This is a genomic window from Streptomyces tremellae (assembly GCF_039540215.1).
In the GTDB taxonomy this organism is placed as follows: Bacteria; Actinomycetota; Actinomycetes; order Streptomycetales; family Streptomycetaceae; genus Streptomyces; species Streptomyces tremellae.
In genome coordinates this window covers 398,032-423,020 of sequence record NZ_BAABEP010000001.1, presented here as the reverse complement: position 1 = coordinate 423,020, position 24,989 = coordinate 398,032, and the positions used below count along the sequence as shown (strand labels likewise).

Sequence of the window (24,989 nt, the reverse complement as noted above, 5' to 3'; positions counted from 1 at the left end):
CGGCGGGATACTGGGGCGCATGCGGTTGACGATTTTCTGGGAGCGGATGGCCGGGCACTTCGGCCCCGCCTACGCCGACTCCTTCGCGCGCGACCATGTGATGTCCGAACTCGGCGGCCGCACGGTGCACGAGGCCCTGGCCGCCGGCTGGGACGCGAAGGACGTCTGGCGCGCCGTCTGCGAGGCGATGGCGATCCCGGAGGAACACCGGTGAACCGCCGGTCCGCGCGAGTCCGGCGGGCACCGTGCCGACCGAGGCGCGTCGGGCCCCGGAGGGGCGGTGCGGTGCGGGAATCTGCGTCCGGTTCGTGATCAGTGCGTGCCGGGTTCGCCCCGCCGGTGGGCGAGACTTGCACCGTGGCACCAACAGACGAGAGCGCGCCTGGCACCGCCGCGCCCCTGACCTCCTCCCAGACCGCACCACCGCCCTCGGACGGCCGCGCCCGCATGCCGCGCTGGCTGCCCCGCGCCGCCGTGCTCGTGCTGGGGCTCTACGCCTGCTTCCAACTCGGCACCTGGGCCTTCCACCAGCTGGTCGGACTGCTGATCAACGTGCTGATCGCCTTCTTCCTCGGGCTCGCCGTCGAGCCCGCCGTGAGCAGGATGGCGGCGCGCGGCATGCGCAGGGGGCTCGCGACGTTCCTGGTCTTCCTCGGCGTCGTGGCGTTCAGCGCCGGCTTCGTGGTGATGCTCGGCTCGATGCTCGCCGGCCAGATCACGCAGATGATCGACGACTTCCCGCAGTACCTGGACTCGGTGATCAGCTGGACCAACGGCCACTTCCACACCAGCCTCTCCCGGCTCCAGATCCAGGACAGCCTGCTCCACTCGGACTGGCTCCAGCGGTACGTGCAGAACAGCGCGAGCGGCGTGCTCGACGTCTCCACGACGGTGCTCGGCGGGCTGTTCCGGCTGCTGACGGTCCTCCTCTTCTCCTTCTACTTCGCCGCCGACGGCCCCAGGCTGCGCCGCGCCCTGTGCTCCGTGCTGCCGCCGGCCCGGCAGGCCGAGGTGCGCCGCGCCTGGGAGATCGCGGTCGACAAGACCGGCGGCTACCTCTACTCGCGCGGGCTGATGGCCCTGGTCTCCGGCGTCGCCCACTACGTGCTGCTCCAGATCCTCGGCATCCCGTACGCGCCGGTGCTCGGCGTGTGGGTGGGGCTGATCTCGCAGTTCGTGCCGACGATCGGCACCTATCTCGCGGGCGCCCTGCCGATGCTGGTCGCGTTCACCGTCAACCCCTGGTACGCGCTGTGGGTCCTCGGCTTCGTCGTGGTCTACCAGCAGTTCGAGAACTACCTGCTCCAGCCGAAGCTCACCGCCAAGAGCGTGGACATCCATCCGGCGGTCGCCTTCGGTTCTGTGATCGCGGGGACCGCGCTGCTCGGCGCCGTGGGCGCGATCATCGCCATTCCCGCGGTCGCCACGCTCCAGGCGTTCCTCGGGGCCTATGTGCGGCGCTACGACGTGCTCGACGAGCCGTCCGTCCCCGGCAGCCGCGGCCCCCGCACGGGCGGGGAGGCCGGGCACGGCGGCGCAGCCGGGCCGGACGGCCCGCTGCCCCGGGGCGTACGGGCCCTGCGCGGGAGGCTGCTGGACCGGCGGCGCCGGGGGAGCGGCCCCGACGACCGGTCCGGAGTGTGAGATACCCCGCCGCCAGGGACGGATGAGGCCGTCCCGCTGGTTCGTTGTGCGAACGGTCTGAACCTCACGAGACGCAGAAAACATGACATCCCCGAAGGAGCGCCCCACTCGTGTCCGATCCCGTCACCGACACCGCCGCCAGGCTGCGCGCCACGTTCCGCACCGGCCGCACCCAGGGCAACGACTGGCGGACGCGGCAGCTCACCGCGTTGCGCGCGCTGCTCACCGAGCACCGGGGCGACTTCGTGGCCGCGCTCCACGCAGACCTCGGCAAGGGCGAGGAGGAGGCGGTGAGGACCGAGGTCGCCTTCACCGTGCGGGAGATCGACCACGCGCTCGCCCACCTCGACGCGTGGACCCGGCCCGCGCCGGCGCCGGTCCCCGAGCGCCTCGCGGGCTCCACGGCCTGGAGCGTCCTCGAACCGCTCGGCGTGGTCCTCGTGATCGGCCCGTGGAACTACCCCGCGCAGCTCGTCCTCGCGCCGCTGGCCGGCGCCCTCGCCGCGGGGAACTGCGTGCTCGTCAAGCCGAGCGAGCTGGCCCCCGCCACCTCCGCGCTGCTGGCCCGGCTCGTCCCCCACTTCCTCGACCGGGACGCGGTCGCCGTCGTGGAGGGCGGCATCCCGGAGACCACGGCCCTGCTCGCACAGCGCTTCGACCACATCTTCTACACGGGCAACGGCGCCGTGGGCCGCGTCGTGATGCGGGCCGCGGCCGAGCACCTGACCCCGGTCACGCTCGAACTGGGCGGCAAGTCACCGGTGTTCGTCGACCGGGACGCCGACCTCGCCGAGGTGGCGACCCGCCTCGTGGCCACCAAGTACATGAACGCGGGCCAGACCTGCGTCGCGCCCGACTACGTCCTCACGGACCCGGGCACCGCGCCCCGCCTGGTGGCGGCGCTCGCCGCGGAGATCCGCGCCGTCCACGGCGAGGACGCCGCGGCGTCGCCCGCGTACGGGCGGATCGTCAACGAGCGCCACTTCGACCGGCTGAGCGGCCTGCTGGACTCCGGCACGGTGGCGGTCGGCGGCGGCCGGGACCGCGCCACGCGCTACCTCGCCCCGACCGTGCTGACCGGCGTCTCGCCCGACGCGCCGGTGATGCGCGAGGAGATCTTCGGTCCCATCCTGCCGATCGTGGAGGTCCCGGGGCTCGACGAGGCCATCGCGTTCATCGTCGCCCGCGACAAGCCGCTCGCCCTGTACGCCTTCACGGGCTCCGCCACGACCCGCGACCGGCTGCTCGCCGAGACCTCGTCGGGCGCCGTCACCTTCGGCGCCCCGGTCGCCCACCTCGGCGTGCCGGACCTGCCGTTCGGCGGTGTCGGAGAGAGCGGCATGGGCAATTACCACGGCCCGTACTCGATGGAGACGTTCAGCCACCGCAAGGCCGTCCTCGCGGCCCCCGGCACCGTCTGAGAACCCGAGCCGCCGCCGCTCAGCGCGCGCCCGGCGGACCGTGCTCCCCGCCGTCCTCCGGATCGCCGGGGGCGTCGTACGGGCCGGGACTCTCGTACGGGTACGGGTACGGCTCGTCGGGGCCGGCCTCGTACGGCGGCTCCCCGGATGCCCCGGGCCCGGGGCCGTACGGCGGCGCTCCGGGCGCCCAGGCGCCGGGACCGTACGGGTACGGCTCCGCGCCGTACGGTCTGCCGGGCCCGCAGCCGTACTGCCGGGGGCCGTACCCGTACGCCTCGCCCTCGGGGGCCGCGTACCCCCCGTAGTCCGCTGGACCGTACCCGTACCCGCCCTCGTACGGCGTGTACGGCATTTCGAAGCCGGGCTCGCCCGGCGCGCGCGCCCTGTCCCGTCTGCGGCGCTCGCGCTCCGCGCGCTCGGCCGGCGCCGACCTGGAAGCGACGTGCACCGGGAGCAGGCTGAGCCCCCAGCCGCCCGCCACGACGACCCGCTCCACGGCGCCGGTGCGCTCGGGGGCAAGGACCAGCCGCACCACCGCCCACCACCAGGCACCGCCCAGCGCGAGCGCCGGTATGAGGGCCGGTGTGCGGGGTACTGCTGGCCTCGGCACGACTGCCTCCTCGGGCCGGGACGCGTCGGCGTCGGCCTTTACGTCCTGGCAGTGTGCCCCGGGCGGCCGCACGCCGCATCCACACGGAAGCGCGCCGCGGCCGCCGGCGCGGCGGAGGCCCGCCACCCTCCCGTCACGGCCGGGGCGGGGAGCGTGCGGCGCCGTTAGGCTGATCGCATGGGATCTGTGGGCGGGCTCAGCGGGTGAGCCCGTACGGAGCGTCCGCGCCGGCCGTGCCGGTACGGACGCCCAGCTCGACGCCCTGAGCGGCGCCGTCGAGGACCTCGCGGGACAGTTCGCGCTCCAGCCCCTGCTCCACCGGATCCTGCGCAGGGCCGTCGCGCTGCTCGGGGCGGTCGCCGGCTCCGTCAGCACCGTCGACGAGCGGGCGGGCACCTGCCGCAAGGAGGCCGACCTCGGCGTCGGCTGCCAGGAGGGCCGGGTGTTCCCGCTGGCCGAGGGCGCGACGGGCGTCGTCGTCGCCCGCCGCGGCCCCTGCGTCTTCGACAGCTACAGCGAGGTGCGCGGCGGCCATGTCGACCCGGCGGACCGGGAGCGGCTGCACGCGACCGTCGCCGTCCCCATCGAGTGGCGCGGCGCGATCATCGGCGTCTGCGTCGTCTTCAGCACCGACCCCGCGACCCGTTTCACCGGAGAGGACGTGGACCTGCTCGGGCTGTTCGCCCGGCACGCCGCCGTCGCCATCACCAACGCGCGCCTGCACCGCGAGGCCGAGGAGCGGGCCAGGCGGCTCGCCGTGGGCGCGGAGGGCGAGCGCGTGGTGCGGGACGTGCACGACACCGTCGCCCGCGCCCTCGGCTCGATCATCACCCCTATGGACGCGGCGGCCGTCCAGGACCCCGGCGGCCGTCTGGACGCGGCCCGCACCGCCGCCCGCGCGGCGCTGCGCGAGACCCGGCGCACCTCCTCGGCCTCGGTCCCTCACTGCTCGACCTGCCTTCCCTCGACGAGGCGCTCGCCGTCGAGCTCGACTGGGTGCGCTCCACGGCCCCGGTCCGCACGGATCTCGTCGTCACGGGCGAGCCCGGGCCGCTCGACCCCGACCTGAGCGGCGCGGCCCTGCGGCTCGCCCAGGAGGCGCTGACCAAGTCGGCTGCACCGTCACGACCAGCGCCTACACCGCGCAGGAGGACTTCACCGGCGCCTCGCTCGTCGTCTCCTCCCTCGGCGACCCGCCCCCCCCGGGGGCACCGTCACCGAGGTGCGGGCCGACCCGCTCGGCCTGCGCCCCGAGCCCTTCGTACGGCTCGCGGACCTGGCGGCGCTGCGGGGGAGGGGGGCCGTGCGTGGCCGCGCCTGAGCGTCGCGCCGCGTGGCCGCGGGCCGGCCACAGCCCCGACCGATCCAGGAGATGCAGAGGGACATGCCGCAGAAAGACAGCGACCTCGAACACGTCGTTTGGACCATGGCGAGGACGGCCGTGGACAACGAACGGGTACTTCTGCGACCTCGACGCGGTCGTCGGTGACGGCGACTTCGGCTACTCGCTCGCGCGGGGCTTCGAGATCGTCCTCGCGGACTGGGACCGCCTCGACCGCACCACCCCCGCCCAGTTCCTGAAGAGGGTCGCGCTGATCATCTCCCAGCGCGTGGGCGGCACCTCCGGGCCCCTGCGGGGCACCGCGTTCCTGCGGGCCGCGTCCGCGGTGAACGACCGGGCGGCGCTCGCCGGCCTCACCGCGCGCGACACGGTGGCGATGCTCAGGGCCGCGATCGAGGGCATCACGGTGCGCGGCAAGTCCGACCTCGGCGACAAGACCCTGCTCGACGCGCTGATCCCGATGACGGACGCGCTGGAGAGGCAGGTGGACGGCGCCGCGGCCGTCCCCGCCCGCACCCCCGCCGAGCTGGCGCGGGTCGCCGCGTCCGCGGCGCGGGCCGCGGCCGACGCCACCACGGCGATGCAGGCCATGCACGGCAGGCCGAGCTACACCGGCGAGCGCAGCGTCGGCTCGCCCGACGCCGGCGCGGTCGCCGTGGCCGTCATGGCGGAACGCGTCGCCGACGCGTGGCCGGGACGCACCTGAGCCGACCCCCCCCGACCCCGGCAGCCCCACCTCGACGACGAGACCCAGGAGCGCCCCGATGAAGAAGTTCGTCAACGACCCCAAGGACTAGGTGCCCGAGATGCTGGAGGGGCCGGCCCTCGCCAACCCGGACAGCCTGCGGTACGTCCCCGAGTTCAACCTGATCATGCGGTCCGACGCGCCGGACGTGGACAAGGTCGCCCTCGTCCAGGGCTCAGGCTCGGGACACGAGCCCGCGCACGTGATGTCCGTGGGCAGGGGCATGCTGGACGCCGCCCGCCCCGGCGACGTGTTCTCCGCGCCGCCCACCGACTACGTGTACGAGACGGTCAAGCTGGTCGCCTCCCCGAAGGGCGTCCTGCTGCTCGTCAACAACTACACCGGCGACCGGATGGCCTTCGAGATGGCGCAGGAGCTTTCGGAGGCGGACGGCGTGCGCGTGCGCACCCTCTTCATCGACGACGACGTGTCCGTCCAGGACTCGACCTGCACGGTCGGCCGCAGGGGCGTCGCGGGCAACTTCTTCGTGCTGAGGGCGTGCGGGGCCGCCGCCGAGCGCGGCGCCGACCTGGACGAGGTGTACCGGATCGGCGGGAAGGTCAACTCCGTCACCCGCACCAGGGGCATGGCGCTGACCGCGTGCACCCCGCCGGCGAAGGGCTCACCGCTGTTCGACCTGCCCGACGACGAGATCGAGATGGGCGTCGGCATCCACGGAGAGCCCGGCAGACGGCGGGAGAAGCCGGCGCCCGCCAGGGACATCGTGGCCGAGCTGGTGACCGCGGCCGCCGACGACCTGCCGTTCGCCCCGGGCGACCGGGTCGCGCTGATGGCCAACGGCCTCGGCGGCACCCCGATCGGCGAGCTGTACCTCGTCTACGGCCTGGCTTACAGGCAACTCGCCGACCGGGGCATCGCGGTGGGCCGCTCCTACGTCGGCGAGTACTGCACCTCGCTCGACATGGCGGGCTGCTCGATCACCCTCGTACGGCTGGACGACGAGATCACCGGACTGCCCGAGGACCCGGCGAGCACCGCGATCCGCGTCTTCTGAGCCGCGGGGCGGCGGCCGGTGCGCGCTCCCGGCGCGCCGGCCGCGGCGGGCGGCGCGCCTCACGCGGCCAGCAGCGCCATGTCCTCCTCGGTCAGGGCGAGGCCGGCCGCGGCCATGTTCTCCTCCAGGTGCGCGAGCGAGGCCGTGCCGGGGATCTGCACGATCCACGGCGAACGCGCGAGGCCCCAGGCGAGCGCCACCTGGTGCGGCGTCGCGCCGTGCCGCTCCGCGACCTTGGCGAGCCGGTCGTCGGCGAGCGAGCCGCCCGCGCCGCCGAGCGCGAAGAACGGGACGAACGCGATCCCGGCGGCCGCGCACGTGTCGACCAGCCCGTCGTCCTCCCTGTCGAGCACCCCGTAGCGGTTCTGCACGGCGGCCACCGGCGCGATCGCGCGCGCCTCCGCGAGCTGGGGGCCCGTCACGTTGCTGACGCCCAGGTGCCGGATCAGCCCCTCGTCGCGCAGCTCGGCGAGCGCGGCGAAGCGGTCGCCCAGCGGCGCGCCCGTGCCGCTGGGCCTGCCCACCCGCAGGTACACGAGGTCGAGGACGTCGAGGCCGAGCTCCTCCAGGTTCTGCCGCACGGCGGTGCGCAGCTGGCCGGGTCCTGCCTCGCCGACCATCTCGCCCTCGGGGTTGCGGATCGGGCCGACCTTGGTGGCGATCGAGACGCCGTCGGTGTACGGGTGCAGGGCACGGCGCAGGATGTCGTTGGCGCGGACGCCGCCCGCGAAGTAGAAGGCCGCCGTGTCGATGTGCAGGGCGCCGAGCTCCACGGCCCTGCGGGCGACGGCGGCCGACTCCTCGGCGGAGCGCAGCGCACCGCCCCAGCGGCCCGGCAGCTGCATGGCACCGAAGCCGACGCGGGGGACCTCCAGGGTGCCGCCGAGGGAGAGAGTGCTGCGGGTGCCGCGTGGTGCGCTTGACATCAAAATCGAACATCCATTCTTATGGGGGTGCTGGCGCCACAGGCTCTGCCGGTCGTCGGGACCCATTGTCAGTGGCAGGGGATAGCGTCATTGACGTGAAGCGATCGACTCAAGCAAATCGGGTGGAACCCATGGCAGGTACGGACCGCGAGAAGGCGCTCGACGCCGCACTCGCTCAGATCGAGAGGCAGTTCGGCAAGGGCGCGGTGATGCGCCTCGGCGAGCGGCCCAATGAGCCGATCGAGGTCATCCCCACCGGCTCGACCGCGCTCGACGTGGCGCTCGGCGTGGGCGGGCTGCCCCGCGGCCGCGTCGTCGAGGTGTACGGCCCGGAGTCCTCGGGCAAGACGACCCTCACCCTGCACGCCGTGGCGAACGCCCAGCGCGCCGGCGGAGCGGTCGCCTTCGTGGACGCGGAGCACGCGCTCGACCCCGAGTACGCGAAGAAGCTCGGCGTCGACATCGACAACCTGATCCTCTCCCAGCCGGACAACGGCGAACAGGCGCTGGAGATCACGGACATGCTCGTCCGCTCCGGCGCGCTCGACCTGATCGTCATCGACTCCGTCGCCGCGCTCGTGCCGCGCGCGGAGATCGAGGGCGAGATGGGCGACTCGCACGTCGGCCTCCAGGCCCGGCTGATGAGCCAGGCGCTGCGGAAGATCACCAGCGCGCTCAACCAGTCGAAGACGACGGCGATCTTCATCAACCAGCTCCGCGAGAAGATCGGCGTGATGTTCGGCTCGCCCGAGACCACGACGGGTGGCCGGGCCCTCAAGTTCTACGCCTCGGTCCGCCTCGACATCCGGCGCATCGAGACGCTCAAGGACGGCACGGAGGCGGTCGGCAACCGCACCCGCGTCAAGGTCGTCAAGAACAAGGTCGCCCCGCCGTTCAAGCAGGCCGAGTTCGACATCCTCTACGGGCAGGGCATCAGCCGCGAGGGCGGCCTGATCGACATGGGCGTGGAGCACGGCTTCGTGCGCAAGGCCGGCGCCTGGTACACGTACGAGGGCGACCAGCTCGGCCAGGGCAAGGAGAACGCGCGCAACTTCCTGAAGGACAACCCCGACCTGGCGAACGAGATCGAGAAGAAGATCCTTGAGAAGCTGGGGGTCGGCGTCCGGCCTGAGGAGTCGTCGGAGAGCGCTGCCGAGCCGGCGGCCCCCGCGGTCGACGCGGCCAAGGCGGTGCCCGCGCCGGCGACCGGAGCGGTCACGGCCACGTCTGCGGGCAAGGCCAAGACGGCCAAGGCCGCGGCGGCCAAGAGCTGACCCGTCCGTGCCCGAGGAGGAGCCTTTCCGCGCCGGGCCCGGCGGCCGGGGCGGAAAGCGGGGACGGACAGCACGGCCGGGCGGCGGCTCCGACCCGTCGAGGGCCGGGGCGGAGCCGCCGCCCCAGGACCCGGCAGAGCGCGCGCGGGCGATCTGCCTGCGCCAGCTCACCGGCATGCCGCGCACGCGCAAGCAGCTCGCGGACGCGCTGCGGAAGCGGGAGATCCCGGACGAGGTGGCGCAGGAGGTCCTCTCCCGCTTCGAGGACGTGGGGCTGATCGACGACGCCGCCTTCGCGGGCGCCTGGGTGGAATCTCGCCACCACGGCCGGGGGCTCGCCCGGCGCGCGCTCGCCCGGGAGCTGCGGACGAAGGGGGTCGAGTCCGCGGTCATCGACGAGGCCGTCGGACAGCTCGACGCGGAGCGGGAGGAGGCCACGGCGCGCGACCTGGTCACGGCGAAGCTCCGCTCGACCCGCGGCCTGGACCGCGACCGCCGCCTGCGCCGCCTGGTCGGCATGCTCGCCCGCAAGGGCTACGGCCAGGGCCTGGCGCTGCGGGTGGTGCGCCGCGCGCTGGAGGAAGAGGGGGAGGACACCGAAGGCCTGGACGAGGCCTTCCCGGACTGACACCGCCGCGCGCACTCGCGAGGGCCGGTGCGGGGCCGGCGGACGGGCGCGCGAGCCCGGGGGCCGGGCCCGCGCGGAGCGGGTCGTGGGTGTCAGGGGGTGACGGGCAGGCCCGCGGCGCGCCAGGCCTGGAAACCGCCCACCAGGTCCGTCGCGCGGTGCAGGCCGAGCTGCCTGAGAGAGGCCGCCGCCAGCGACGACGCATAGCCCTCGTTGCAGAACAGCACGATCCTGCGGTCGTGGTCCTTCGCCTCCGGGACCCTGTGGCTGCCCTGCGGGTCGAGGCGCCACTCCAGCTCGTTGCGCTCGATCTGGAGGGCACCGGGGATCACCCCGTCGCGCTCCCGCTGCCGCTGGTAGCGGATGTCGACGAGCAGCGCCCCGTCCCGCGCGACCGCGCGGTGCGCCTCGTCGGGGCCGACCCTGTCCAGACCCGCCCTGGCCCGCTCCAGCACCTCGTCGACCGACGCGGGGCCCGCGGGTTCTGCCGCTGCGCTCACTGCCACTCCTCGGGAAGTTCGACCTCTTCGAGCCGCAGCACCTGGCCGGTCCTGCTGTAGCGGCGCATCAGAGGCAGCGGCGGGTAGTAGGCGTGCACCGAGACGGCGTGCCGCGTGCCCGACTCGTTGCGCACCTCGTGCACATGGTGCTCGCCGAACGCCCGCCCGTCACCTGCCTCCAGCACCCGCTCGCGGTCCACGCCCTCGGCGAGTTCCAGGGTCTTCCAGCCCTCGGTGGGCAGCCGGGTGGCCAGCGAGTCCTCCTTGAGGGCGCCCGCAGCCGTGGCGAACGCGCCGTGCGAGCCGCCGTGGTCGTGCCAGCCGGTGCCGGTGCCGGGCGGCCAGCCGATCAGCCAGGCCTCGCTGCCCGCGGGACCTTCGAGGCGGATCCACGTACGGCCCTCGGGGTCGAGCGGCAGCGAGGAGACCAGCGTCTCGTCCGCGGCCGTCGCACGGACGAAGGCGAGGAGTTCGGCCGCCGAGGGGCCCGCGGGCTTCGCGGTGGTGCGGGCCGGTGCGGCGGGGTCGGACGAGGGAGCGGGGGATGCGGAAACAGACATGGCGCCGTCCTGGAGAAGAGTTCGCGGTACGCGCGGGGGCCGCCGCCGGGCGCCCCGCGTACGGGCAGGGCAGTGCGGCGCGGTGCGCGAGGAGTGCAGAAGAAGGCGAATCAGCAGGAGGGGCGACACACGCAGCCCGCATAGCGGACGAGGTCCATATGGACCCTCCGCCACAGGCGCACACAGGTGTCGGTCACGATCCGGAGTACACCACGCGTGTCCGCTCCGGTCAATTGGCGGGGGCCGTACGGCCCCCCGCGTCCGCGCGGGCGTTCGACGGCTCCCCGCCGCGTACCGCGTCCGCGGCTGCCCGCAGCTGGGCGGGGCGCACGCCGGCGAAGGCGGCCGCCAGGTGTCCGTCGGGCCGTACGACCAGCACATGGTGGGCGGCGGCACCCGGGTAGGCCTCCGCGACCAGGAGTTCCGCGTCCATCGGCAGGCCGTCGACGGCCGCGGCCAGCCGTGGCATCACCCCCGCCGTCACCCAGTGACGGCGGTCCCACACCGCGGTGCCCGGCGCCACCAGCACCACCAGCAGCCTGCCGCGGCCCAGACGCTCCCGCAGCCGCCCCGCCGTGCCGTCGGGCGCCGTCACCCGCACATCGGTGACCGGCGCGCCCGGCGCCGTGCCGACGTCCGCGGCCCCGTCCGTCCAGGCGGGCGCCAGCGGCGAGTTGGGGTAGGCGGGCGGCGCGCCCAGCGGCCCCTGGCCCAGGTGGCCGTCCGCGAGCAGTGCCTCCCTGCTGCCCGCGGAGCCGGGCAGCAGCCCCCGCAGGCCGCCCCCGCCGCGCAGTATCGGCAGCGACTGGTCCGCCGCGCGCAGCCGCGCGGCGACCGCGGTGCGCCGCTCCGCCTGGTAGCTGTCGAGCAGCGCCTGCCCCGGGCCGTGGTGCCGGGCGAGCGCCAGCTTCCACGCCAGGTTGTCGACGTCCCGCACCCCTTCGTCGAGCCCCTGGGTGCCGACCGCGCCGAGCAGGTGCGCCGCCTCGCCCGCGAGGAACGCGCGCCCGACCCGCCACCGCTGCGCCAGCCGGTGGTGGACGGTGTGGACGCCGGTGTCGAGCAGCTCGTACGGCGGGGTCTCGCCGCACCAGCCCGCCAGCGCCTCCCGGACCCGGGTCACCAGCGCGTCCGGGGTGACCAGCTCTCCGCGCGACGGCAGCAGCCAGTCGACCCGCCACCCGCCGCGGGGGAGCGGCCGGGCCGCGACCTCCTCGCCCCCGGTGCGCCAGGGCGGCTGTCGGTGCAGGACCGCCTCGCGCGGCCACGGCAGCTCCGCGCGCAGCGCGGCCACCGCGTACCGCTCGACGGCCGTACGGCCGGGGAAGCGGACGCCGAGCAGCTTGCGGACCGTGGACCGCGCGCCGTCGCACCCCACCAGATAGCTGCCGCGCCAGTACGCCTTCCCGGGGCCGCGGAGGTGCGCCGTGACGCCCGAGCCGTCCTGCTCCAGGGTGTCGAGGCGGCTGTTCGCGACCACCTTCACCAGAGACGTCTTCGAGGCCGCCGCGCGCAGCCCGCGCACCAGCGCGTGCTGCGCGATGTGCACGGGGGAGGGGAAGCCCTCGGCGCCGAGCGGCAGCGTGCGCACGAGCTGCTTGCGCCGCATCAGCCGCCACCCCTCCCACCGCGCCCCCTCGTCACGGAGAGTGGCGCAGCCGAGACGTGCCGTCAGGGCCGCGGTGTCGGGTCGGAGCACGACGGTGCGCGCGGCCCGCCTGTCCTCCTCGCCGTCCGTCTCGTCCAGCACGACGGACGGGACTTCCGCCGCCGCGAGGGCCAGGGCGAGCGTGAGCCCCACCGGGCCCGCGCCGACCACGATCACCGGGTCCACGGGGCCGCCTCTCGGGACCGAACGGTCTTGCGGTCAGTGGCGGCTACCGCCCGGTGCGTGATCACAGAACGTATGCAACCGACTGGGGGTTCCCGCGTCAAGCGACGGCCTCCGCGGCGCGTACACCCTCGGCCAGAAGCCGGGGTGATCCCCCGTCACCTCCGCCTCAGCCCTCCCGCGGCCCCGCGCCCCGGCCTGTGGCCGCGGTCCCGGCGATCTCCTCGATGCCGTCGGTGGCGTCGGCCGCAAGCACCACGCCGCCGGAGCGTCTGGCCCTGCGCAGCCGCCGTTCGAGCCACCCGGCGAACCGCGTGAGCGAGAAGTTGACGGCGATGTACAGGAGGGCGATCACGGTGAACGCGGCGATCGTGTTGGCGCCGTAGTTGGCGGTGATCGTGCGGTTCTGGGAGAGCAGTTCCGGCAGGCCGAGAAGCGCGCCGCCGAGGGCGGTGTCCTTGACGATCACGACCAGCTGGCTGACGAGTACCGGCAGCATCGCCGTCACCGCCTGCGGCAGCAGCACGGAGGTCATGGTCTGGCCCTTGCGCATCCCGATCGCCAGCGCCGCGTCGGTCTGCCCGCGCGGCAACGAGAGGATGCCCGCCCTGACGATCTCCGCCAGCACCGACGCGTTGTACAGCACGAGCCCCGTCACCACCGCGTACAGCGGCCTCACGTCCGACGAGAGCGAGCTGAACTGCACGTACAGCTGAGCCGCGAAGACCATCATCAGCAGGACGGGGACGGAGCGGAAGAACTCCACCACGACGCCCACGGGCACCCGCACCCAGGCGTGGTCGGACAGCCGGCCGAGGCCGAGGAGCCCGCCCACCGGCAGCGCGATCACGATGGAGAGCCCCGCCGCGAGCAGCGTCTCCCGCAGACCGGGCAGCAGATAGGTCGTCCAGACCTCCGGATCCGTGACGAACGGGCTCCACTTCGCCGCGGTCAGCTGCTGCTTGTCCGCCATCGCGGACAGCAGCCACCAGACGGCGAAGGCGAAAGCGGTCAGGAAGACCGCCGTGTAGAGGATGTTGCGCCGCCGCGCGCTGGCGCCCGGAGCGTCGTAGAGGACGGAACCACCGCTCATCGCTTCACCGCCACCCTCCGGCCGACCCAGCCGAGCAGCAGCCCGACCGGCAGCGTCAGCACCACGAAACCGAACGCGAACACGGCGAACACCGCGAACAGCGCGTCGCTCTCGTTCTCCGTCATGTCCTTCATCAGCGCCGCCGCCTCCGCGACACTGATCGCCGCGGCCACCGTGGTGTTCTTGGTCAGCGCGATCAGGATGTTGGCGAGCGGCGCGACCACCGAGCGGAACGCCTGCGGCAGCACCACGAGGGTGAGCACCTGGAAGAACCCGAGGCCGAGCGCGCGCGCCGCCTCCGCCTGCCCCACCGGCACCGTGTTGATGCCGGAGCGCAGCGCCTCGCAGACGAACGTGCCGGTGTACGCGACGAGTCCGAGCACCGCGAGGCGGAAGCCGATCTCCTTGAACGTCTGCCCGCCCAGGGTGATCTGGAGGGTCTGGTTGAGGCCGAGCGAGCACGCCACGATGACCACGGTCAGCGGGATGTTGCGCACGACGTTCACATAGCCGGTGGCGAAGCCCCGCATCAGGGGCACCGGGCTGACCCGCATCCCCGCGAGCAGCGTGCCCCACACCAGGGAGCCCGCCGCCGAGTAGAGGGTGAGCTGCACGGTCACCCAGAAGGCGCCGAGCACGTCGTAGTCGGGATTGCCGAGGAAGTCGAACACGATGCCCCCGCGCTCAGTCCGCGACGGCGGGAGCGGGCTCGTTCTTGTAGTGCGCGGGGCCGAAGTTGGCGGTGACGGCCTTCTGCCAGGAGCCGTCGGAGACCATCTTCTTCAGCGCCGTGTTGATCTTGCCCTTGAGCTCCGTGTCGCCCTTCTTCAGGCCGATGCCGTAGTTCTCGTCGCTGAGCTTGAGGCCCACGAGCCGGAACTTGCCCCGGTGCTCCTTCTGCGCCGCGTAGCCGGCCAGGATGGAGTCGTCGGTGGTGAGGGCGTCGACCGCCTTGTTCTCCAGGCCGGTCAGGCACTCCGAGTAGCCGCCGTTCTGCTGGAGGTCGGCCTTGGGCGCCAGGTCCCGCCTGATGTTCTGCGCGGACGTCGAACCCGTCACGGAGCAGAGCTTCTTGGAGTTGAGGTCCGCGGCCTTCGTGATCGACCTGTCGTCCGCCCGTACCAGCAGGTCCTGGTGGGCCAGGAGGTAGGGGCCGGCGAAGTCGACCTTCTGCTTGCGCTCGTCGGTGATCGAGTAGCTGGCGACGATGAACCGCACGTCACCGTTGGCGATCATGTTCTCGCGCTCGGCGCTCGGCGTCTGCTTCCACTCGATGTCGCCCGCCTTGTAGCCGAGTTCCTTCGCCACATAGGTGGCGACGTCCACGTCGAAGCCGGAGAAGCTGCCGTCCGGCTCCTTCAGGCCGAGGCCCGGCTGGTCGTACTTGATGCCGATGGCGATCTTCTTGGCGCCGTCGGCCGAGCCCTCGTCGCCGCCGCCCTTGCCGCACGCGGTGACGGCCAGGGACAGGACGAGTGCGGCCGCGGTGGCCGTGCCTGCCGTGCGAAGCTTCATGCCGGTTCTTCCCTCGGTGAGTTGAACGGTCTCGGTGGTGTGCCGCGGACGCCAAACGCGCCCGGTGGGCGTCAGTGGTGCAGGATCTTCGACAGGAAGTCCTTGGCGCGGTCGCTGCGCGGACTGCTGAAGAACGCGTCGGGGGAGGCCTCCTCGACGATCCGTCCGTCCGCCATGAAGACGACCCGGTTCGCGGCGGAGCGCGCGAAGCCCATCTCGTGGGTGACGACGATCATCGTCATGCCGTCCCGTGCCAACTGCTGCATGACGTCCAGGACTTCATTGATCATTTCGGGGTCGAGCGCCGAGGTCGGCTCGTCGAACAGCATGACCTTCGGGTCCATCGCGAGCGCCCGGGCGATCGCGACGCGCTGCTGCTGCCCGCCGGAGAGCTGCGCCGGGTACTTGTCGGCCTGCGCGCCCACGCCCACCCGGTCGAGCAGGACCCGGGCCTTCTCCTCGGACGCCGCCCTGCCGAGCCTGCGCACCTTGACCTGGCCCAGGGTCACGTTCTCCAGCACGGTCTTGTGCGCGAAGAGGTTGAACGACTGGAAGACCATGCCGACGTCGGCCCGCAGCCTCGCCAGCTCCCTGCCCTCCTGGGGCAGCGGGCGCCCGTCGATGGTGATCGTGCCCGAGTCGATCGTCTCCAGGCGGTTGATCGTCCGGCACAGCGTCGACTTGCCCGAGCCCGAAGGGCCGATGACCACGACGACCTCGCCGCGCGCCACGCTCAGATCGATGTCCTGGAGCACGTGCAGCGCGCCGAAGTGCTTGTCCACACCGCGCAGCACGACCAGGCCGTCCGCGGCGCGGGCGCCGTCCGCCGGTTCCTCGACCACTCGTACCTCGCCCATCGGTGACACTCCGTCCTCCTCGGCCTGTCCCGGACAGTAGGCAGCGGCCTCCGGCGCCGTCAGCAGATCTGAGCGAAGCTTGAGCATCACGATCGCGTCTCGCGCCGGCGGGGCCCGCGCCCCCTGCCAGGGCCGCGCAGGACGCGGCGTACCGGGTGGGTAACGGGAGGTGCGGGGACGGGCACCGCACTTGACGCGGCGGGCGTCTTCGGAGTGGATGCCAGGTGTACGACGACATAGGGGGGAACGGGTGAAACTGCTGCTCGTCGAGGACGACGACCATGTGGGCGCCGCGCTGTGCGCGGTCCTCGCCCGGCACGGCTTCGAGACCGTGCACGCGCGCTCGGGGGAGGAGGCGCTGCGGGCCCTGCTGCCGGCGCCGACCAGCGCGTTCGGGGTGGTCCTGCTCGACCTGGGCCTGCCCGACCTGGACGGCTTCCAGGTGTGCGACCGGATCAGGAAGGTCACCGACACGCCGCTGATCATCGTGACCGCGCGGGGCGACGTGCGCTCCCGCATCCACGGCCTGCACCTCGGCGCGGACGACTACGTCGTCAAGCCGTACGACATCGGCGAACTGCTCGCCCGCATCCACGCCGTCAGCCGCCGGGCGCCGGGGCCCCGCGCCGAAGCGGACACCGAGGACCGGCCGGCCGCGCGGACCGTGGTGCTCGGCCCCGTCCTGCTGGAGCCCGCCCCCCGCCGCGTCACCGTGGACGGCGCCCCCGTCCAGCTCACCCGCAAGGAGTTCGACCTGCTCGCGCTGCTCGGCCGGCGCCCCGGCGTGGTCTTCCGGCGTGAGCAGATCATCAGCGAGGTGTGGCAGACCAGTTGGGAGGGCACGGGCCGCACCCTCGAAGTCCATGTCGCCTCGCTGCGGCAGAAGCTCGGCCTGCCCGACCTCATCGAGACCGTCCGGGGCGTCGGCTACCGGCTCGCCGCGCCCGCCGCGCCGCAGCAGAGCGCCTGACGCGGGACAGGGGGGACACGCAGGACCGGCGGGACAGGACGCGGGACGAAGGGACGGGACGGGGTGCGCTCACGGCTGCTGCCGCTGCTGCTCGTGCTGATGGCGGCCGTGCTGCTCGCGCTCGGCGTCCCGCTGGCGGTCAGCATGGCCGCCGCCAGGCAGCAGCACGTCGTGGTCGACCGCATCGACGACACGGCGCGGGTCGCGGCGCTCGCCCAGTTCGCCGTGGACGAGGCGGGGCCCGCCGCGGGCGGCGGGGAGCGCAGGGCCGCGCTCGCCACCGAACTCGCCCGCTACCACGCGGTGTACGAGATCAGGGCGGGCGTCTTCCTGCGCGACGGCACCGCCCTGGCGAAGGCCCCCGCCGACTGGCGGCTGCCCGCCGCTGGGGAGGGGCGCGACGCGTTTCGCGAGGCGCTGCTCGGCCGGCGCAGCGACGACCCCGAGCAGGTGTGGCCCTGGCAGCACCGGCGCCTGTTCGTCGCCTCGCCCGTGGTGCGCGACGGCGACGTGGTCGCCGTCGTGGTCACCGACTCGCCCACCGGGCAGCTGCGCTCCCGCGTCCTGCGCGGCTGGCTGCTGATCGCCGCAGGCGAGTCGGCCGCCCTGCTGGTCGCCGTCGGCGCAGCGGTGCGGCTCGCCGGCTGGGTGCTGCTGCCCGTACGCGTCCTCGACGCCGCCACCCACGCGATCGCCACCGGCCGGATGAAGGCACGGGTGGCGCCCGCCGGGGGCCCGCCCGAACTGCGGCGCCTGACACGCTCCTTCAACGAGATGGCCGACAACGTCGAGGACGTGCTCGAACAGCAGCGGGCGTTCGTCGCCGACGCCTCGCACCAGCTGCGCAACCCGCTCTCCGCGCTGCTGCTGCGGATCGAGCTGCTCGCCCTCGGACTCCCCGAGGACAGCCAGGAGATCGCCTCCGTACGCACCGAGGGCAAGCGGCTCGGGGCCGTGCTCGACGACCTGCTGGGGCTCGCGCTCGCCGAGCACTCGGCCGCGGACGCCCGCGTCACCGACGTGGGCGCGCTCGCCGCCGAGCGGGTCGCGGCATGGCGGGCGCTCGCCGAGGAGCGCGGCGTACGGCTCGCCTGGCGCGGCGCGGCCGTCGCCGCCTGGGGCGACCCTGTCGCCCTCTCAAGCGCCCTGGACGCGGTCATCGACAACGCCCTCAAGTTCACCCCGGGGGGCGAGGAGGTGACGGTGTCGGCCGCCGCCTCGGGCGAGTCGGTGTCCGTCGTGGTCGAGGACGGCGGCCCCGGGCTCACCGACGAGGAGCTGGCGCGGATCGGGGACCGCTTCTGGCGCAGCGGGCGCCACCAGAACGTGGCCGGCTCGGGCCTCGGCCTGTCGATCGCCCGCGCCCTGCTCGCCGCCTCGGGCGGCACCCTCAGCCATGCGCGCGCCGTCCCGAAGGGGCTCAGGGCCACCCTCACCCTGCTCCGCTCGGCCCCTCCCGCTCAGGGCTTCGCCGACCGGTAGTAGCGCACCGCGCCCTCGTGCAGGGGCAGCGGGTCCGTGTAGATCGCCGTGCGCAGGTCCACCAGCTGGGCCGGGTGGACGACCCGGCCGATCCTGTCCCTGCTGCCGATCACCGTCCTGGTGAACCCCTCCGCCAGGTCCTCGTCCACCCGGTCCGTCGTGACCAGCAGATTCGCCACGGCCACCGTGGGCACCGCGGCCGCGCCGCCGGTCGGCCCGTAGGCGTCGGCGGGGATGTCGGCCGCGCGGTAGAACGCGCCGTCGGGGCCGGTCGCCGTGTGCAGCCGCCGCAGCAGTCCCGCCTCCAGGGGGACGAGCCGTACCGGGAACCGCCCGGTCAGCCGCTGCACCGCCGCCGTCGGCAGCCCGCCCGTCCAGAAGAACGCGTCGAGGCGGCCCGCCGCCAGCTCGTCCGGCATCCGGTCGATGCCGTGCAGCACCTCGGTGAGGGCGGTCGCCGGGTCGAGCCCCGCCGCGCGCAGCAGCCGGTCCGCGACGAGCCGTACGCCGGAGCCCGCCTGTCCCACGCCGACCCGCAGCCCCCGCAGGTCCGCGACGGACCGCACCCGCGACCCGCGCGGTACGACCAGTTGCACATAGTCGTCGTAGAGCCGGGCGCAGCCGCGCAGGTGCTCCCAGCCGGGCCGGTGCTCGCGCCGGTAGGCGGCCACCACGTCGGCCGTCGCGAAGGTGAACTGCGCCGAGCCGGCCGCCACCCGCTCCAGGTTCTGCCGCGAGCCCTCGCTCGGCACCAGCGCGACCCGCACGTGCGGCAGGTCCCTGCGCAGGTACTCCTCCAGCAGGTCCCCGTACTTGTGGTAGACGCCCGAGCGCACGCCCGTGCTGAAGACGGCGGAGCCGTGCGGCACCGGCGGGCCCTCCGGCACCAGCCACCACACCAGCAGCGCCCCCACCGCGAGCAGCGCGCCCGCGCCCGGGGCGAGGCGGCGGCCGCGGCGTGCGGACTGTGCGGACATGCGGCGATCCTGCCAGCACCCCCCGCGGGTGGCCAGGGCGCCTGCCGGGCCGCCGCCCACCGGCCGGAGCGTGGCGCCCACCCGCACGGCCTACCCTTGTCCCCATGAGCAGCAGTGAGCCGGCCCTGACCGTGGGCGCCAACCGAAGCTATGCGATCCGCACGTACGGGTGCCAGATGAACGTGCACGACTCGGAGCGGCTCTCCGGACTGCTGGAGGACGCGGGCTACGTGCGCGCCCCCGAGGGCACGGAGGAGGCCGACGTCGTCGTCTTCAACACCTGCGCCGTACGGGAGAACGCCGACAACAAGCTCTACGGCAACCTCGGCCGCCTCGCCCCCGCCAAGACCCGGCGGCCCGGCATGCAGATCGCCGTCGGCGGCTGCCTCGCGCAGAAGGACCGCGACACGATCCTGCGCAAGGCCCCCTGGGTGGACGTGGTCTTCGGCACGCACAACATCGGCAGGCTGCCGGTCCTGCTGGAGCGCGCCCGCGTCCAGGAGGAGGCGCAGATCGAGATCGCCGAGTCCCTTGAGGCGTTCCCCTCCACGCTGCCCACCCGCCGCGAGTCCGCGTACGCCGCGTGGGTGTCGGTCTCCGTGGGCTGCAACAACACCTGCACCTTCTGCATCGTGCCGGCGCTGCGCGGCAAGGAGAAGGACCGCCGCCCCGGCGACATCCTCGCCGAGGTCGAGGCGCTGGTCGCCGAGGGCGTCTCGGAGATCACCCTGCTCGGGCAGAACGTCAACGCGTACGGCTCCGACATCGGCGACCGGCAGGCGTTCTCCAAGCTGCTGCGGGCCTGCGGCGCCGTCGAGGGCCTCGAACGTGTCCGCTTCACCTCGCCCCACCCGCGCGACTTCACCGACGACGTGATCGCCGCGATGGCCGAGACCCCCAACGTGATGCCGCAGCTGCACATGCCGCTCCAGTCCGGTTCGGACAGCGTGCTGCGCGCCATGCGCCGCTCGTACCGGCAGGACCGCTACCTCGGCATCATCGAGAAGGTCCGCGCCGCCATCCCGCACGCCGCGATCTCCACCGACATCATCGTGGGCTTCCCCGGCGAGACCGAGGAGGACTTCGAGCAGACCCTGCACGTCGTCCGCGAGGCGCGCTTCGCGCAGGCCTTCACCTTCCAGTACTCCAAGCGGCCCGGCACCCCCGCGGCCGAGATGGACGGGCAGATCCCCAAGGAGACCGTGCAGCAGCGGTACGAGCGGCTGGTCGCCCTCCAGGAGGAGATCTCCTGGGAGGAGAACAGGAAGCAGGTCGGCAGGACCCTGGAGGTCATGGTCGCCGAGGGCGAGGGCCGCAAGGACGACGCCACGCACCGCCTCTCCGGGCGCGCCCAGGACAACCGCCTCGTCCACTTCACCAAGCCCGACGAGGACGTGCGCCCCGGCGACCTGGCCACCGTGGACATCACCTACGCGGCCCCGCACCACCTGCTCGCCGAGGGCCCCACGACCCGGCTGCGCCGCACCCGCGCGGGCGACGCCTGGGAGCGCCGCACCGCGCAGGAGACCGGGACCCAGGGCGTCATGCTCGGGCTGCCCGCCGTGGGCGTCCCGGCGCCGCTGCCCGCCGCCGACGGCTGCGCCGTCCGCTGAGCGGGCCACGAAGGCCCGGGTGATCGCCGCGGGTTAGGGTCGCTGCATGCTGGTCGCCGCCGCCGTATGCCCCTGCCCGCCGCTGCTCGTGCCCGAGGTCGCCGCGGGCGCCGCGCCCGAACTCGACACCGCCCGCACGGCCGCCTCCGACGCGCTGGCCGTGGCGGCCGCGGCCCGCGCCGACCTGTTGGTCGTCGTCGGGCCCGCCGGGGACACGGCGCCCGGCCCCTACCCGGCGGGCAGCGCGGGCACGTTCCGCGGCTTCGGCGTCCCCGTCGACGTGGCGCTCCCCGGCCCCAAGGCCCCCACGGCAGGTCCCGCCGCCGGCCCCGCCCTGCCGGTCTCCCTCGCGGTCGCCGCCTGGCTGCTCGACCGGGTCGGCTGGGCCGGGCCCGCGCCCACGGCGCTCGCCGTCGCGGACGGCCTGGCGACGGAGGCGTGCCTGGAAGCAGGCCGCGAACTCGCCGCCGCCGCGCCCCGCGTGGCGCTCCTCGTGATGGGCGACGGCAGCGCCTGCCGCACCCTCAAGGCCCCCGGCTACCTCGACGAGCGCGCGGCGGGGTTCGACGCGGCCGCCGCCGGGGCCCTGGCCGCCGCCGACCCCTCCGCGCTCGCCGCGCTCGACCCCGCGCTCGCCCGCGAACTGTCCGCCGCGGGCCGCGCGCCCTGGCAGGTCCTCGCTGGCGCGGGGCAGGGCGCGGGCCTGGCCGGCCGACTGCTCTACGACGAGGCGCCCTACGGCGTCGGGTACCTGGTCGGTACCTGGTCGTAGGGCGCCTCGGCACTCGGACTCCCGGCCCGCCGTCCTGCCGCGCTGGACCCGCGGGGTCCGGCAGACCTCGGGGCTACGGGGTGCCGTCGCGCGGCGGCGTGCCGTCGTCGCCCTTCTGGGACATCCGGTCGATGGCGTCCTTCGCCTTGCCCGTGCCCGCCTCGATGCGCCCGCTGTACTTTCCCCCGGTCCGCTCGTCGACCGTACGGGCGGCCTTGTCGAGTCCCTGGCCGATCCGGTCGCCGTGCTGCGCCGCCAGATCCGACACCCTGTCCTTCGCCGGGGCGAGCCTGGCCTTCAGCGTCTCCTTGAAGCCCATGGGGCACCTTCCGCCTTGCGGAGCCGCGGAACACTCCGCACCTCCCCACAGGGTACGGCCGGGGCGCGCGCCCCGCACGGCCGCGAGCGGGTCCCCGGCGGCGGCGGGCGTTTGCGAGACTGGACCGGTGACAAGCGCAGCTCCCGCACCACGGGTCATCGCCGTCGTCGGTCCCACCGCGGCCGGCAAGTCCGATCTCGGCGTCCACCTCGCCCGCGAACTCGGCGGCGAGGTCGTCAACGCCGACTCCATGCAGCTCTATCGCGGCATGGACATCGGCACGGCGAAGCTGACCCCGGCGGAGCGCGGGGGCGTCCCGCACCACCTGCTGGACATCTGGGACGTCACGGAGACCGCGAGCGTCGCCGAGTACCAGCGCCTGGCGCGCGCCGAGATCGACCGGCTCCTCGCCGAGGGCCGCGTCCCCGTCCTGGTCGGCGGCTCCGGCCTCTACGTGCGGGGCGCCATCGACGCCCTCGACTTCCCCGGCACCGATCCCGAGGTCAGGGCGAGGCTCGAAGCGGAACTGACGCTGCGCGGCTCCGGCGTGCTGCACGCCCGCCTCGCCGCCGCCGACCCGCCCGCGGCCCGCGCGATCCTGCCGAGCAACGGCCGGCGCATCGTCAGGGCCCTGGAAGTGATCACCATCACCGGCCGCCCCTTCACCGCGAGCCTCCCCGGCCACGAGGCCGTCTACGACACCGTGCAGATCGGCGTCGACGTGCCGCGCCCCGAACTCGACGCGCGCATCGCGCTGCGCGTCGACCGCATGTGGCAGGCGGGGCTCGTGGACGAGGTGCAAGAGCTCGCCGCGCGCGGCCTGCGCGACGGCCGCACCGCCTCGCGGGCCCTCGGCTACCAGCAGGTGCTCGCCGCGCTCGCCGGCGGCTGCACGGAGGAGGCGGCGCGCGCCGAGACCGTGCGCGCCACCAAGCGCTTCGCGCGCCGCCAGGACTCCTGGTTCCGGCGCGACTCCCGGGTGCACTGGCTCGGCGGCGGCGAGGAGGCCGCCGACGAACTCCGCGACCGCGCCCTCGCCCTGATCGAACGGGCGGTCACAGCCTGATCACGTGATGGCATCGGGACGCCCCGCTCGCCATTCCGGCCCCTACGGGCGTGCCATCATCGAGCATCTATCCACCCGTGGAGTCCGAGTTGGGAGGGCGCGTGGCGATGGAAGCCGGCCCTCGCGACCCCCGGTACGCGACACGGGACGCGCCCGCGGGGCGCGGCGCCGAAGACCCCAGGCCCCTGGCCGCGCCGCCGTCCGTGCCCGCGCCTTCGAAGACCCCGGGCGAGCCCCGGGACGGCCTGGACCGCGCAGGCGGGCACCGGGACGACACGCACCGGGACGCCGGCCCCGCCCCGCAGGAGACCCCCGCCCCCGGCCCGCTCTCCCAGGACGGCCCGCTCGGCGGCGGCGCGCTCCTGCCCGGCGGGCTCACCTCCGACGGCCCCGACGAGCAGGGCCCCGGCGCCGAGCAGACCACCCCCGAGGTCGAGGTCGAGCTGCGGCCCCGGGGCAAGTTCAGGATCTGGCAGGCCGCGCCCATCGTGGTCCTCGCCGGGCTCGGCTCCCTGATGTTCGCCTTCCCCCTCGCCTTCGGCACCGGGGACGGCGGCTCGGTGATCGCGATGCTCGGCCTCCTCCTCGGCTGCTGCGCCGCCGGCTGGGGCATGACGACCGCCCGCAAGGTCGGCTACACCTGGCCCGGACTGCCCGCCAAGTCCTCGGGCGAGCGGGCCGACTGGCGCTTCGTGGCCCTCTACACGGCGATCGCCGCCCTCGTCGTCGCGCTCGCCGTGTGGCGCGTCGCCCGCCTGCGCTGACCGGGCACGCGGGCGGCCTCGCCGCTTCCCCGCGCCTGCTTCTACGATGGAACGCGTGACCACCACACCGACCACGCCCTGGGTCTTCCTCAAGGGCCACGGCACGGAGAACGACTTCGTGATCCTGCCCGACCCCGACAACGCCCTCGACCTGCCCCCGCACGTCGTGGCCGCGCTCTGCGACCGCAGGGCGGGCATCGGCGGCGACGGGGTGCTGCACGTGGTGCGCTCCGCCGCCCACCCGGAGGCGCGCGCCATGGCGGGCGAGGCCGAGTGGTTCATGGACTACCGCAACGGCGACGGGTCGGTCGCGGAGATGTGCGGCAACGGGGTGCGCGTCTTCGCACGCTACCTCCAGCACGCCGGGCACACCGGCGCGGGCGACCTCGCGGTCGCCACCCGCGCCGGGGTCAAGCACGTCCACCTCGCCAAGGACGGCGACGTCACGGTCCGCATGGGCCGTGCCGTCCTGCCGCCCGAGCAGGTGCAGGTCACCGTGGGCGGCCGCGGCTGGCCCGCGTACAACGTGAACATGGGGAACCCGCACGCGGTCGCGTTCGTCGAGGACCTGACCCACGCCGGCGACCTGCTCGGCACCCCCGGGTACGCCCCCGCCGCCGTCTACCCGGACGGCGTCAACATCGAGTTCGTGGCCGACCGCGGGCCGCGCCACGTGGCCATGCGGGTCCACGAGCGCGGCTCGGGCGAGACCCGCTCGTGCGGCACGGGAGCCTGCGCGGTGGCCGTCGCCGCGGCCCGCAGGGACGGCGCCGACCCGGCCGTGACCGGCCTGCCCGCCACGTACACGGTGGACCTGCCGGGCGGCCGGCTGGTGATCACCGAGCAGCCCGACGGCGAGATCGAGATGACCGGCCCCGCCGTCCTCGTCGGGGAAGGGCGGATCGCCGCGGAATGGCTCGAATCATCCTTCGGTTGAAACGTGCACCCGTTCGCTTGAACGGGTGATCCGTTTCACGCTGAACGAGTGCGGGTCTGGTCCACGTGTTGGGCTCGATAGCATCAAGCACCGGCCCGGAGGGCATACCCCCCTGTCCCTCGTACCGC

General features: G+C 74.2%; 27 protein-coding genes. 15 read left to right on the top strand and 12 right to left on the bottom strand.

The genetic code is table 11. From position 1 onward, the window contains the following. The first annotated feature begins 19 nt into the window (after positions 1-19). From ABEA77_RS01825 to ABEA77_RS01815, 3 genes are all read left to right on the top strand, one after another. On the top strand, positions 20-214 hold the full coding sequence (locus tag ABEA77_RS01825) for a DUF3046 domain-containing protein (protein WP_345640155.1): 195 nt from the start codon (positions 20-22) through the stop codon (positions 212-214). Between the two features lie 233 nt (positions 215-447). After that, a complete protein-coding gene (locus ABEA77_RS01820) occupies positions 448-1,644 on the top strand; it encodes an AI-2E family transporter (RefSeq protein ID WP_425588185.1) in 1,197 nt (398 codons plus the stop codon). A gap of 110 nt (positions 1,645-1,754) precedes the next feature. After that, positions 1,755-3,065 carry an aldehyde dehydrogenase family protein gene (locus ABEA77_RS01815; protein WP_345640151.1) on the top strand — a complete coding sequence of 437 codons (1,311 nt, stop codon included), beginning with the start codon at positions 1,755-1,757 and terminating at the stop codon, positions 3,063-3,065. 19 nt (positions 3,066-3,084) lie between these two features. Here the strand turns inward: ABEA77_RS01815 and ABEA77_RS01810 are convergent, their stop codons facing one another. Further along, on the bottom strand, positions 3,085-3,675 hold the full coding sequence (locus ABEA77_RS01810; RefSeq protein ID WP_345640212.1) for a hypothetical protein: 591 nt from the start codon (positions 3,673-3,675) through the stop codon (positions 3,085-3,087). Here ABEA77_RS01810 and ABEA77_RS01805 point away from each other — a divergent pair. From ABEA77_RS01805 to ABEA77_RS01795, 3 genes are all read left to right on the top strand, one after another. Further along, complete coding sequence (locus tag ABEA77_RS01805; protein WP_345640149.1) at positions 3,650-4,744, top strand: GAF domain-containing protein; 1,095 nt, start codon at positions 3,650-3,652, stop codon at positions 4,742-4,744. The two genes, ABEA77_RS01810 and ABEA77_RS01805, sit on opposite strands and share 26 nt — an antisense overlap. Before the next feature lie 238 nt (positions 4,745-4,982). Beyond that, entirely contained in the window at positions 4,983-5,723 is a 741-nt protein-coding gene (dhaL, locus tag ABEA77_RS01800) for a dihydroxyacetone kinase subunit DhaL (RefSeq protein WP_345640147.1), read from the top strand. 100 nt (positions 5,724-5,823) lie between these two features. Further along, positions 5,824-6,777, top strand: coding sequence for a dihydroxyacetone kinase subunit DhaK (locus ABEA77_RS01795; RefSeq protein ID WP_345640208.1), 954 nt, complete (start codon positions 5,824-5,826; stop codon positions 6,775-6,777). A gap of 59 nt (positions 6,778-6,836) precedes the next feature. Here the strand turns inward: ABEA77_RS01795 and ABEA77_RS01790 are convergent, their stop codons facing one another. Beyond that, positions 6,837-7,703 carry an aldo/keto reductase gene (locus ABEA77_RS01790; RefSeq protein WP_345640146.1) on the bottom strand — a complete coding sequence of 289 codons (867 nt, stop codon included), beginning with the start codon at positions 7,701-7,703 and terminating at the stop codon, positions 6,837-6,839. A gap of 131 nt (positions 7,704-7,834) precedes the next feature. On the opposite strand from ABEA77_RS01790, the gene recA reads away from it, so the two are divergent. Both recA and recX read left to right on the top strand, forming a co-directional pair. Continuing rightward, positions 7,835-8,977, top strand: a complete 1,143-nt coding sequence (gene recA / locus ABEA77_RS01785; protein WP_345640145.1) for a recombinase RecA — start codon at positions 7,835-7,837, stop codon at positions 8,975-8,977. A 7-nt stretch (positions 8,978-8,984) separates the two neighbouring features. Next, entirely contained in the window at positions 8,985-9,605 is a 621-nt protein-coding gene (gene recX, locus ABEA77_RS01780) for a recombination regulator RecX (protein ID WP_345640143.1), read from the top strand. Positions 9,606-9,697: 92 nt separating this feature from the next. On the opposite strand, the gene ABEA77_RS01775 is transcribed toward recX, so the two are convergent. The 8 genes from ABEA77_RS01775 to ABEA77_RS01740 form a co-directional block, all read right to left on the bottom strand. Next, a complete protein-coding gene (locus ABEA77_RS01775) occupies positions 9,698-10,105 on the bottom strand; it encodes a rhodanese-like domain-containing protein (protein ID WP_345640142.1) in 408 nt (135 codons plus the stop codon). Further along, the gene (locus ABEA77_RS01770) at positions 10,102-10,665 is read right to left on the bottom strand and encodes a cupin domain-containing protein (protein ID WP_345640141.1); all 564 of its coding nucleotides are present in this window, start codon (positions 10,663-10,665) and stop codon (positions 10,102-10,104) included. Before ABEA77_RS01770 ends, ABEA77_RS01775 begins: the two co-directional genes overlap by 4 nt. Before the next feature lie 110 nt (positions 10,666-10,775). Continuing rightward, positions 10,776-10,847: a putative leader peptide gene (locus tag ABEA77_RS01765; RefSeq protein ID WP_309544753.1), complete on the bottom strand. Its 72-nt coding sequence runs from the start codon at positions 10,845-10,847 to the stop codon at positions 10,776-10,778. 47 nt (positions 10,848-10,894) lie between these two features. Continuing rightward, positions 10,895-12,499, bottom strand: coding sequence for an FAD-dependent monooxygenase (locus ABEA77_RS01760; RefSeq protein ID WP_345640140.1), 1,605 nt, complete (start codon positions 12,497-12,499; stop codon positions 10,895-10,897). A 166-nt stretch (positions 12,500-12,665) separates the two neighbouring features. Further along, complete coding sequence (locus tag ABEA77_RS01755) at positions 12,666-13,589, bottom strand: amino acid ABC transporter permease (RefSeq protein ID WP_345640139.1); 924 nt, start codon at positions 13,587-13,589, stop codon at positions 12,666-12,668. Further along, a complete protein-coding gene (locus ABEA77_RS01750) occupies positions 13,586-14,260 on the bottom strand; it encodes an amino acid ABC transporter permease (protein WP_345640137.1) in 675 nt (224 codons plus the stop codon). The genes ABEA77_RS01755 and ABEA77_RS01750 overlap by 4 nt, the downstream gene beginning before the upstream one ends. A gap of 13 nt (positions 14,261-14,273) precedes the next feature. Then, positions 14,274-15,104, bottom strand: coding sequence for a glutamate ABC transporter substrate-binding protein (locus tag ABEA77_RS01745; RefSeq protein ID WP_345640136.1), 831 nt, complete (start codon positions 15,102-15,104; stop codon positions 14,274-14,276). Between the two features lie 71 nt (positions 15,105-15,175). Beyond that, entirely contained in the window at positions 15,176-15,961 is a 786-nt protein-coding gene (locus tag ABEA77_RS01740) for an amino acid ABC transporter ATP-binding protein (protein WP_345640134.1), read from the bottom strand. A 250-nt stretch (positions 15,962-16,211) separates the two neighbouring features. Here ABEA77_RS01740 and ABEA77_RS01735 point away from each other — a divergent pair, with 250 nt between their 5' ends. Both ABEA77_RS01735 and ABEA77_RS01730 read left to right on the top strand, forming a co-directional pair. After that, a complete protein-coding gene (locus tag ABEA77_RS01735; RefSeq protein ID WP_345640133.1) occupies positions 16,212-16,931 on the top strand; it encodes a response regulator transcription factor in 720 nt (239 codons plus the stop codon). 63 nt (positions 16,932-16,994) lie between these two features. After that, a complete protein-coding gene (locus ABEA77_RS01730) occupies positions 16,995-18,413 on the top strand; it encodes a sensor histidine kinase (protein ID WP_345640131.1) in 1,419 nt (472 codons plus the stop codon). On the opposite strand, the gene ABEA77_RS01725 is transcribed toward ABEA77_RS01730, so the two are convergent. Further along, complete coding sequence (locus ABEA77_RS01725; RefSeq protein ID WP_345640129.1) at positions 18,392-19,390, bottom strand: TAXI family TRAP transporter solute-binding subunit; 999 nt, start codon at positions 19,388-19,390, stop codon at positions 18,392-18,394. The two genes, ABEA77_RS01730 and ABEA77_RS01725, sit on opposite strands and share 22 nt — an antisense overlap. Before the next feature lie 104 nt (positions 19,391-19,494). Between ABEA77_RS01725 and miaB the strand changes: the two genes are divergently transcribed. Beyond that, a complete protein-coding gene (gene miaB / locus ABEA77_RS01720) occupies positions 19,495-21,003 on the top strand; it encodes a tRNA (N6-isopentenyl adenosine(37)-C2)-methylthiotransferase MiaB (RefSeq protein WP_345640127.1) in 1,509 nt (502 codons plus the stop codon). Between the two features lie 46 nt (positions 21,004-21,049). Beyond that, on the top strand, positions 21,050-21,775 hold the full coding sequence (locus tag ABEA77_RS01715) for a class III extradiol ring-cleavage dioxygenase family protein (protein ID WP_345640126.1): 726 nt from the start codon (positions 21,050-21,052) through the stop codon (positions 21,773-21,775). 73 nt (positions 21,776-21,848) lie between these two features. Here ABEA77_RS01715 and ABEA77_RS01710 read toward each other — a convergent pair whose 3' ends face one another. Continuing rightward, positions 21,849-22,094: an antitoxin gene (locus tag ABEA77_RS01710; RefSeq protein WP_345640124.1), complete on the bottom strand. Its 246-nt coding sequence runs from the start codon at positions 22,092-22,094 to the stop codon at positions 21,849-21,851. Positions 22,095-22,221: 127 nt separating this feature from the next. On the opposite strand from ABEA77_RS01710, the gene miaA reads away from it, so the two are divergent. From miaA to dapF, 3 genes are all read left to right on the top strand, one after another. Continuing rightward, on the top strand, positions 22,222-23,160 hold the full coding sequence (gene miaA, locus ABEA77_RS01705; RefSeq protein ID WP_345640123.1) for a tRNA (adenosine(37)-N6)-dimethylallyltransferase MiaA: 939 nt from the start codon (positions 22,222-22,224) through the stop codon (positions 23,158-23,160). 245 nt (positions 23,161-23,405) lie between these two features. After that, positions 23,406-23,924 (top strand): hypothetical protein, encoded by a 519-nt coding sequence (locus ABEA77_RS01700; RefSeq protein WP_425588184.1) that lies wholly within the window; start codon positions 23,406-23,408, stop codon positions 23,922-23,924. Between the two features lie 46 nt (positions 23,925-23,970). Further along, positions 23,971-24,861, top strand: coding sequence for a diaminopimelate epimerase (gene dapF, locus ABEA77_RS01695; RefSeq protein WP_425588178.1), 891 nt, complete (start codon positions 23,971-23,973; stop codon positions 24,859-24,861). Positions 24,862-24,989 lie beyond the last annotated feature (128 nt).

Excerpts from the sequence above, each read along its gene's own strand:
- ABEA77_RS01825 (WP_345640155.1), top strand. The coding sequence starts at position 20 with ATGCGGTTGACGATTTTCTGGGAGCGGATGGCCGGGCACTTCGGCCCC.
- ABEA77_RS01820 (WP_425588185.1), top strand. The coding sequence starts at position 448 with ATGCCGCGCTGGCTGCCCCGCGCCGCCGTGCTCGTGCTGGGGCTCTAC.
- ABEA77_RS01795 (WP_345640208.1), top strand. The coding sequence starts at position 5,824 with ATGCTGGAGGGGCCGGCCCTCGCCAACCCGGACAGCCTGCGGTACGTC.
- ABEA77_RS01790 (WP_345640146.1), bottom strand. The coding sequence starts at position 7,703 with ATGTCAAGCGCACCACGCGGCACCCGCAGCACTCTCTCCCTCGGCGGC.
- recA (WP_345640145.1), top strand. The coding sequence starts at position 7,835 with ATGGCAGGTACGGACCGCGAGAAGGCGCTCGACGCCGCACTCGCTCAG.
- ABEA77_RS01770 (WP_345640141.1), bottom strand. The coding sequence starts at position 10,665 with ATGTCTGTTTCCGCATCCCCCGCTCCCTCGTCCGACCCCGCCGCACCG.
- ABEA77_RS01755 (WP_345640139.1), bottom strand. The coding sequence starts at position 13,589 with ATGAGCGGTGGTTCCGTCCTCTACGACGCTCCGGGCGCCAGCGCGCGG.
- ABEA77_RS01745 (WP_345640136.1), bottom strand. The coding sequence starts at position 15,104 with ATGAAGCTTCGCACGGCAGGCACGGCCACCGCGGCCGCACTCGTCCTG.
- ABEA77_RS01740 (WP_345640134.1), bottom strand. The coding sequence starts at position 15,961 with ATGGGCGAGGTACGAGTGGTCGAGGAACCGGCGGACGGCGCCCGCGCC.
- ABEA77_RS01725 (WP_345640129.1), bottom strand. The coding sequence starts at position 19,390 with ATGTCCGCACAGTCCGCACGCCGCGGCCGCCGCCTCGCCCCGGGCGCG.
- miaB (WP_345640127.1), top strand. The coding sequence starts at position 19,495 with ATGAGCAGCAGTGAGCCGGCCCTGACCGTGGGCGCCAACCGAAGCTAT.
- ABEA77_RS01715 (WP_345640126.1), top strand. The coding sequence starts at position 21,050 with ATGCTGGTCGCCGCCGCCGTATGCCCCTGCCCGCCGCTGCTCGTGCCC.
- ABEA77_RS01710 (WP_345640124.1), bottom strand. The coding sequence starts at position 22,094 with ATGGGCTTCAAGGAGACGCTGAAGGCCAGGCTCGCCCCGGCGAAGGAC.
- dapF (WP_425588178.1), top strand. The coding sequence starts at position 23,971 with ATGGAACGCGTGACCACCACACCGACCACGCCCTGGGTCTTCCTCAAG.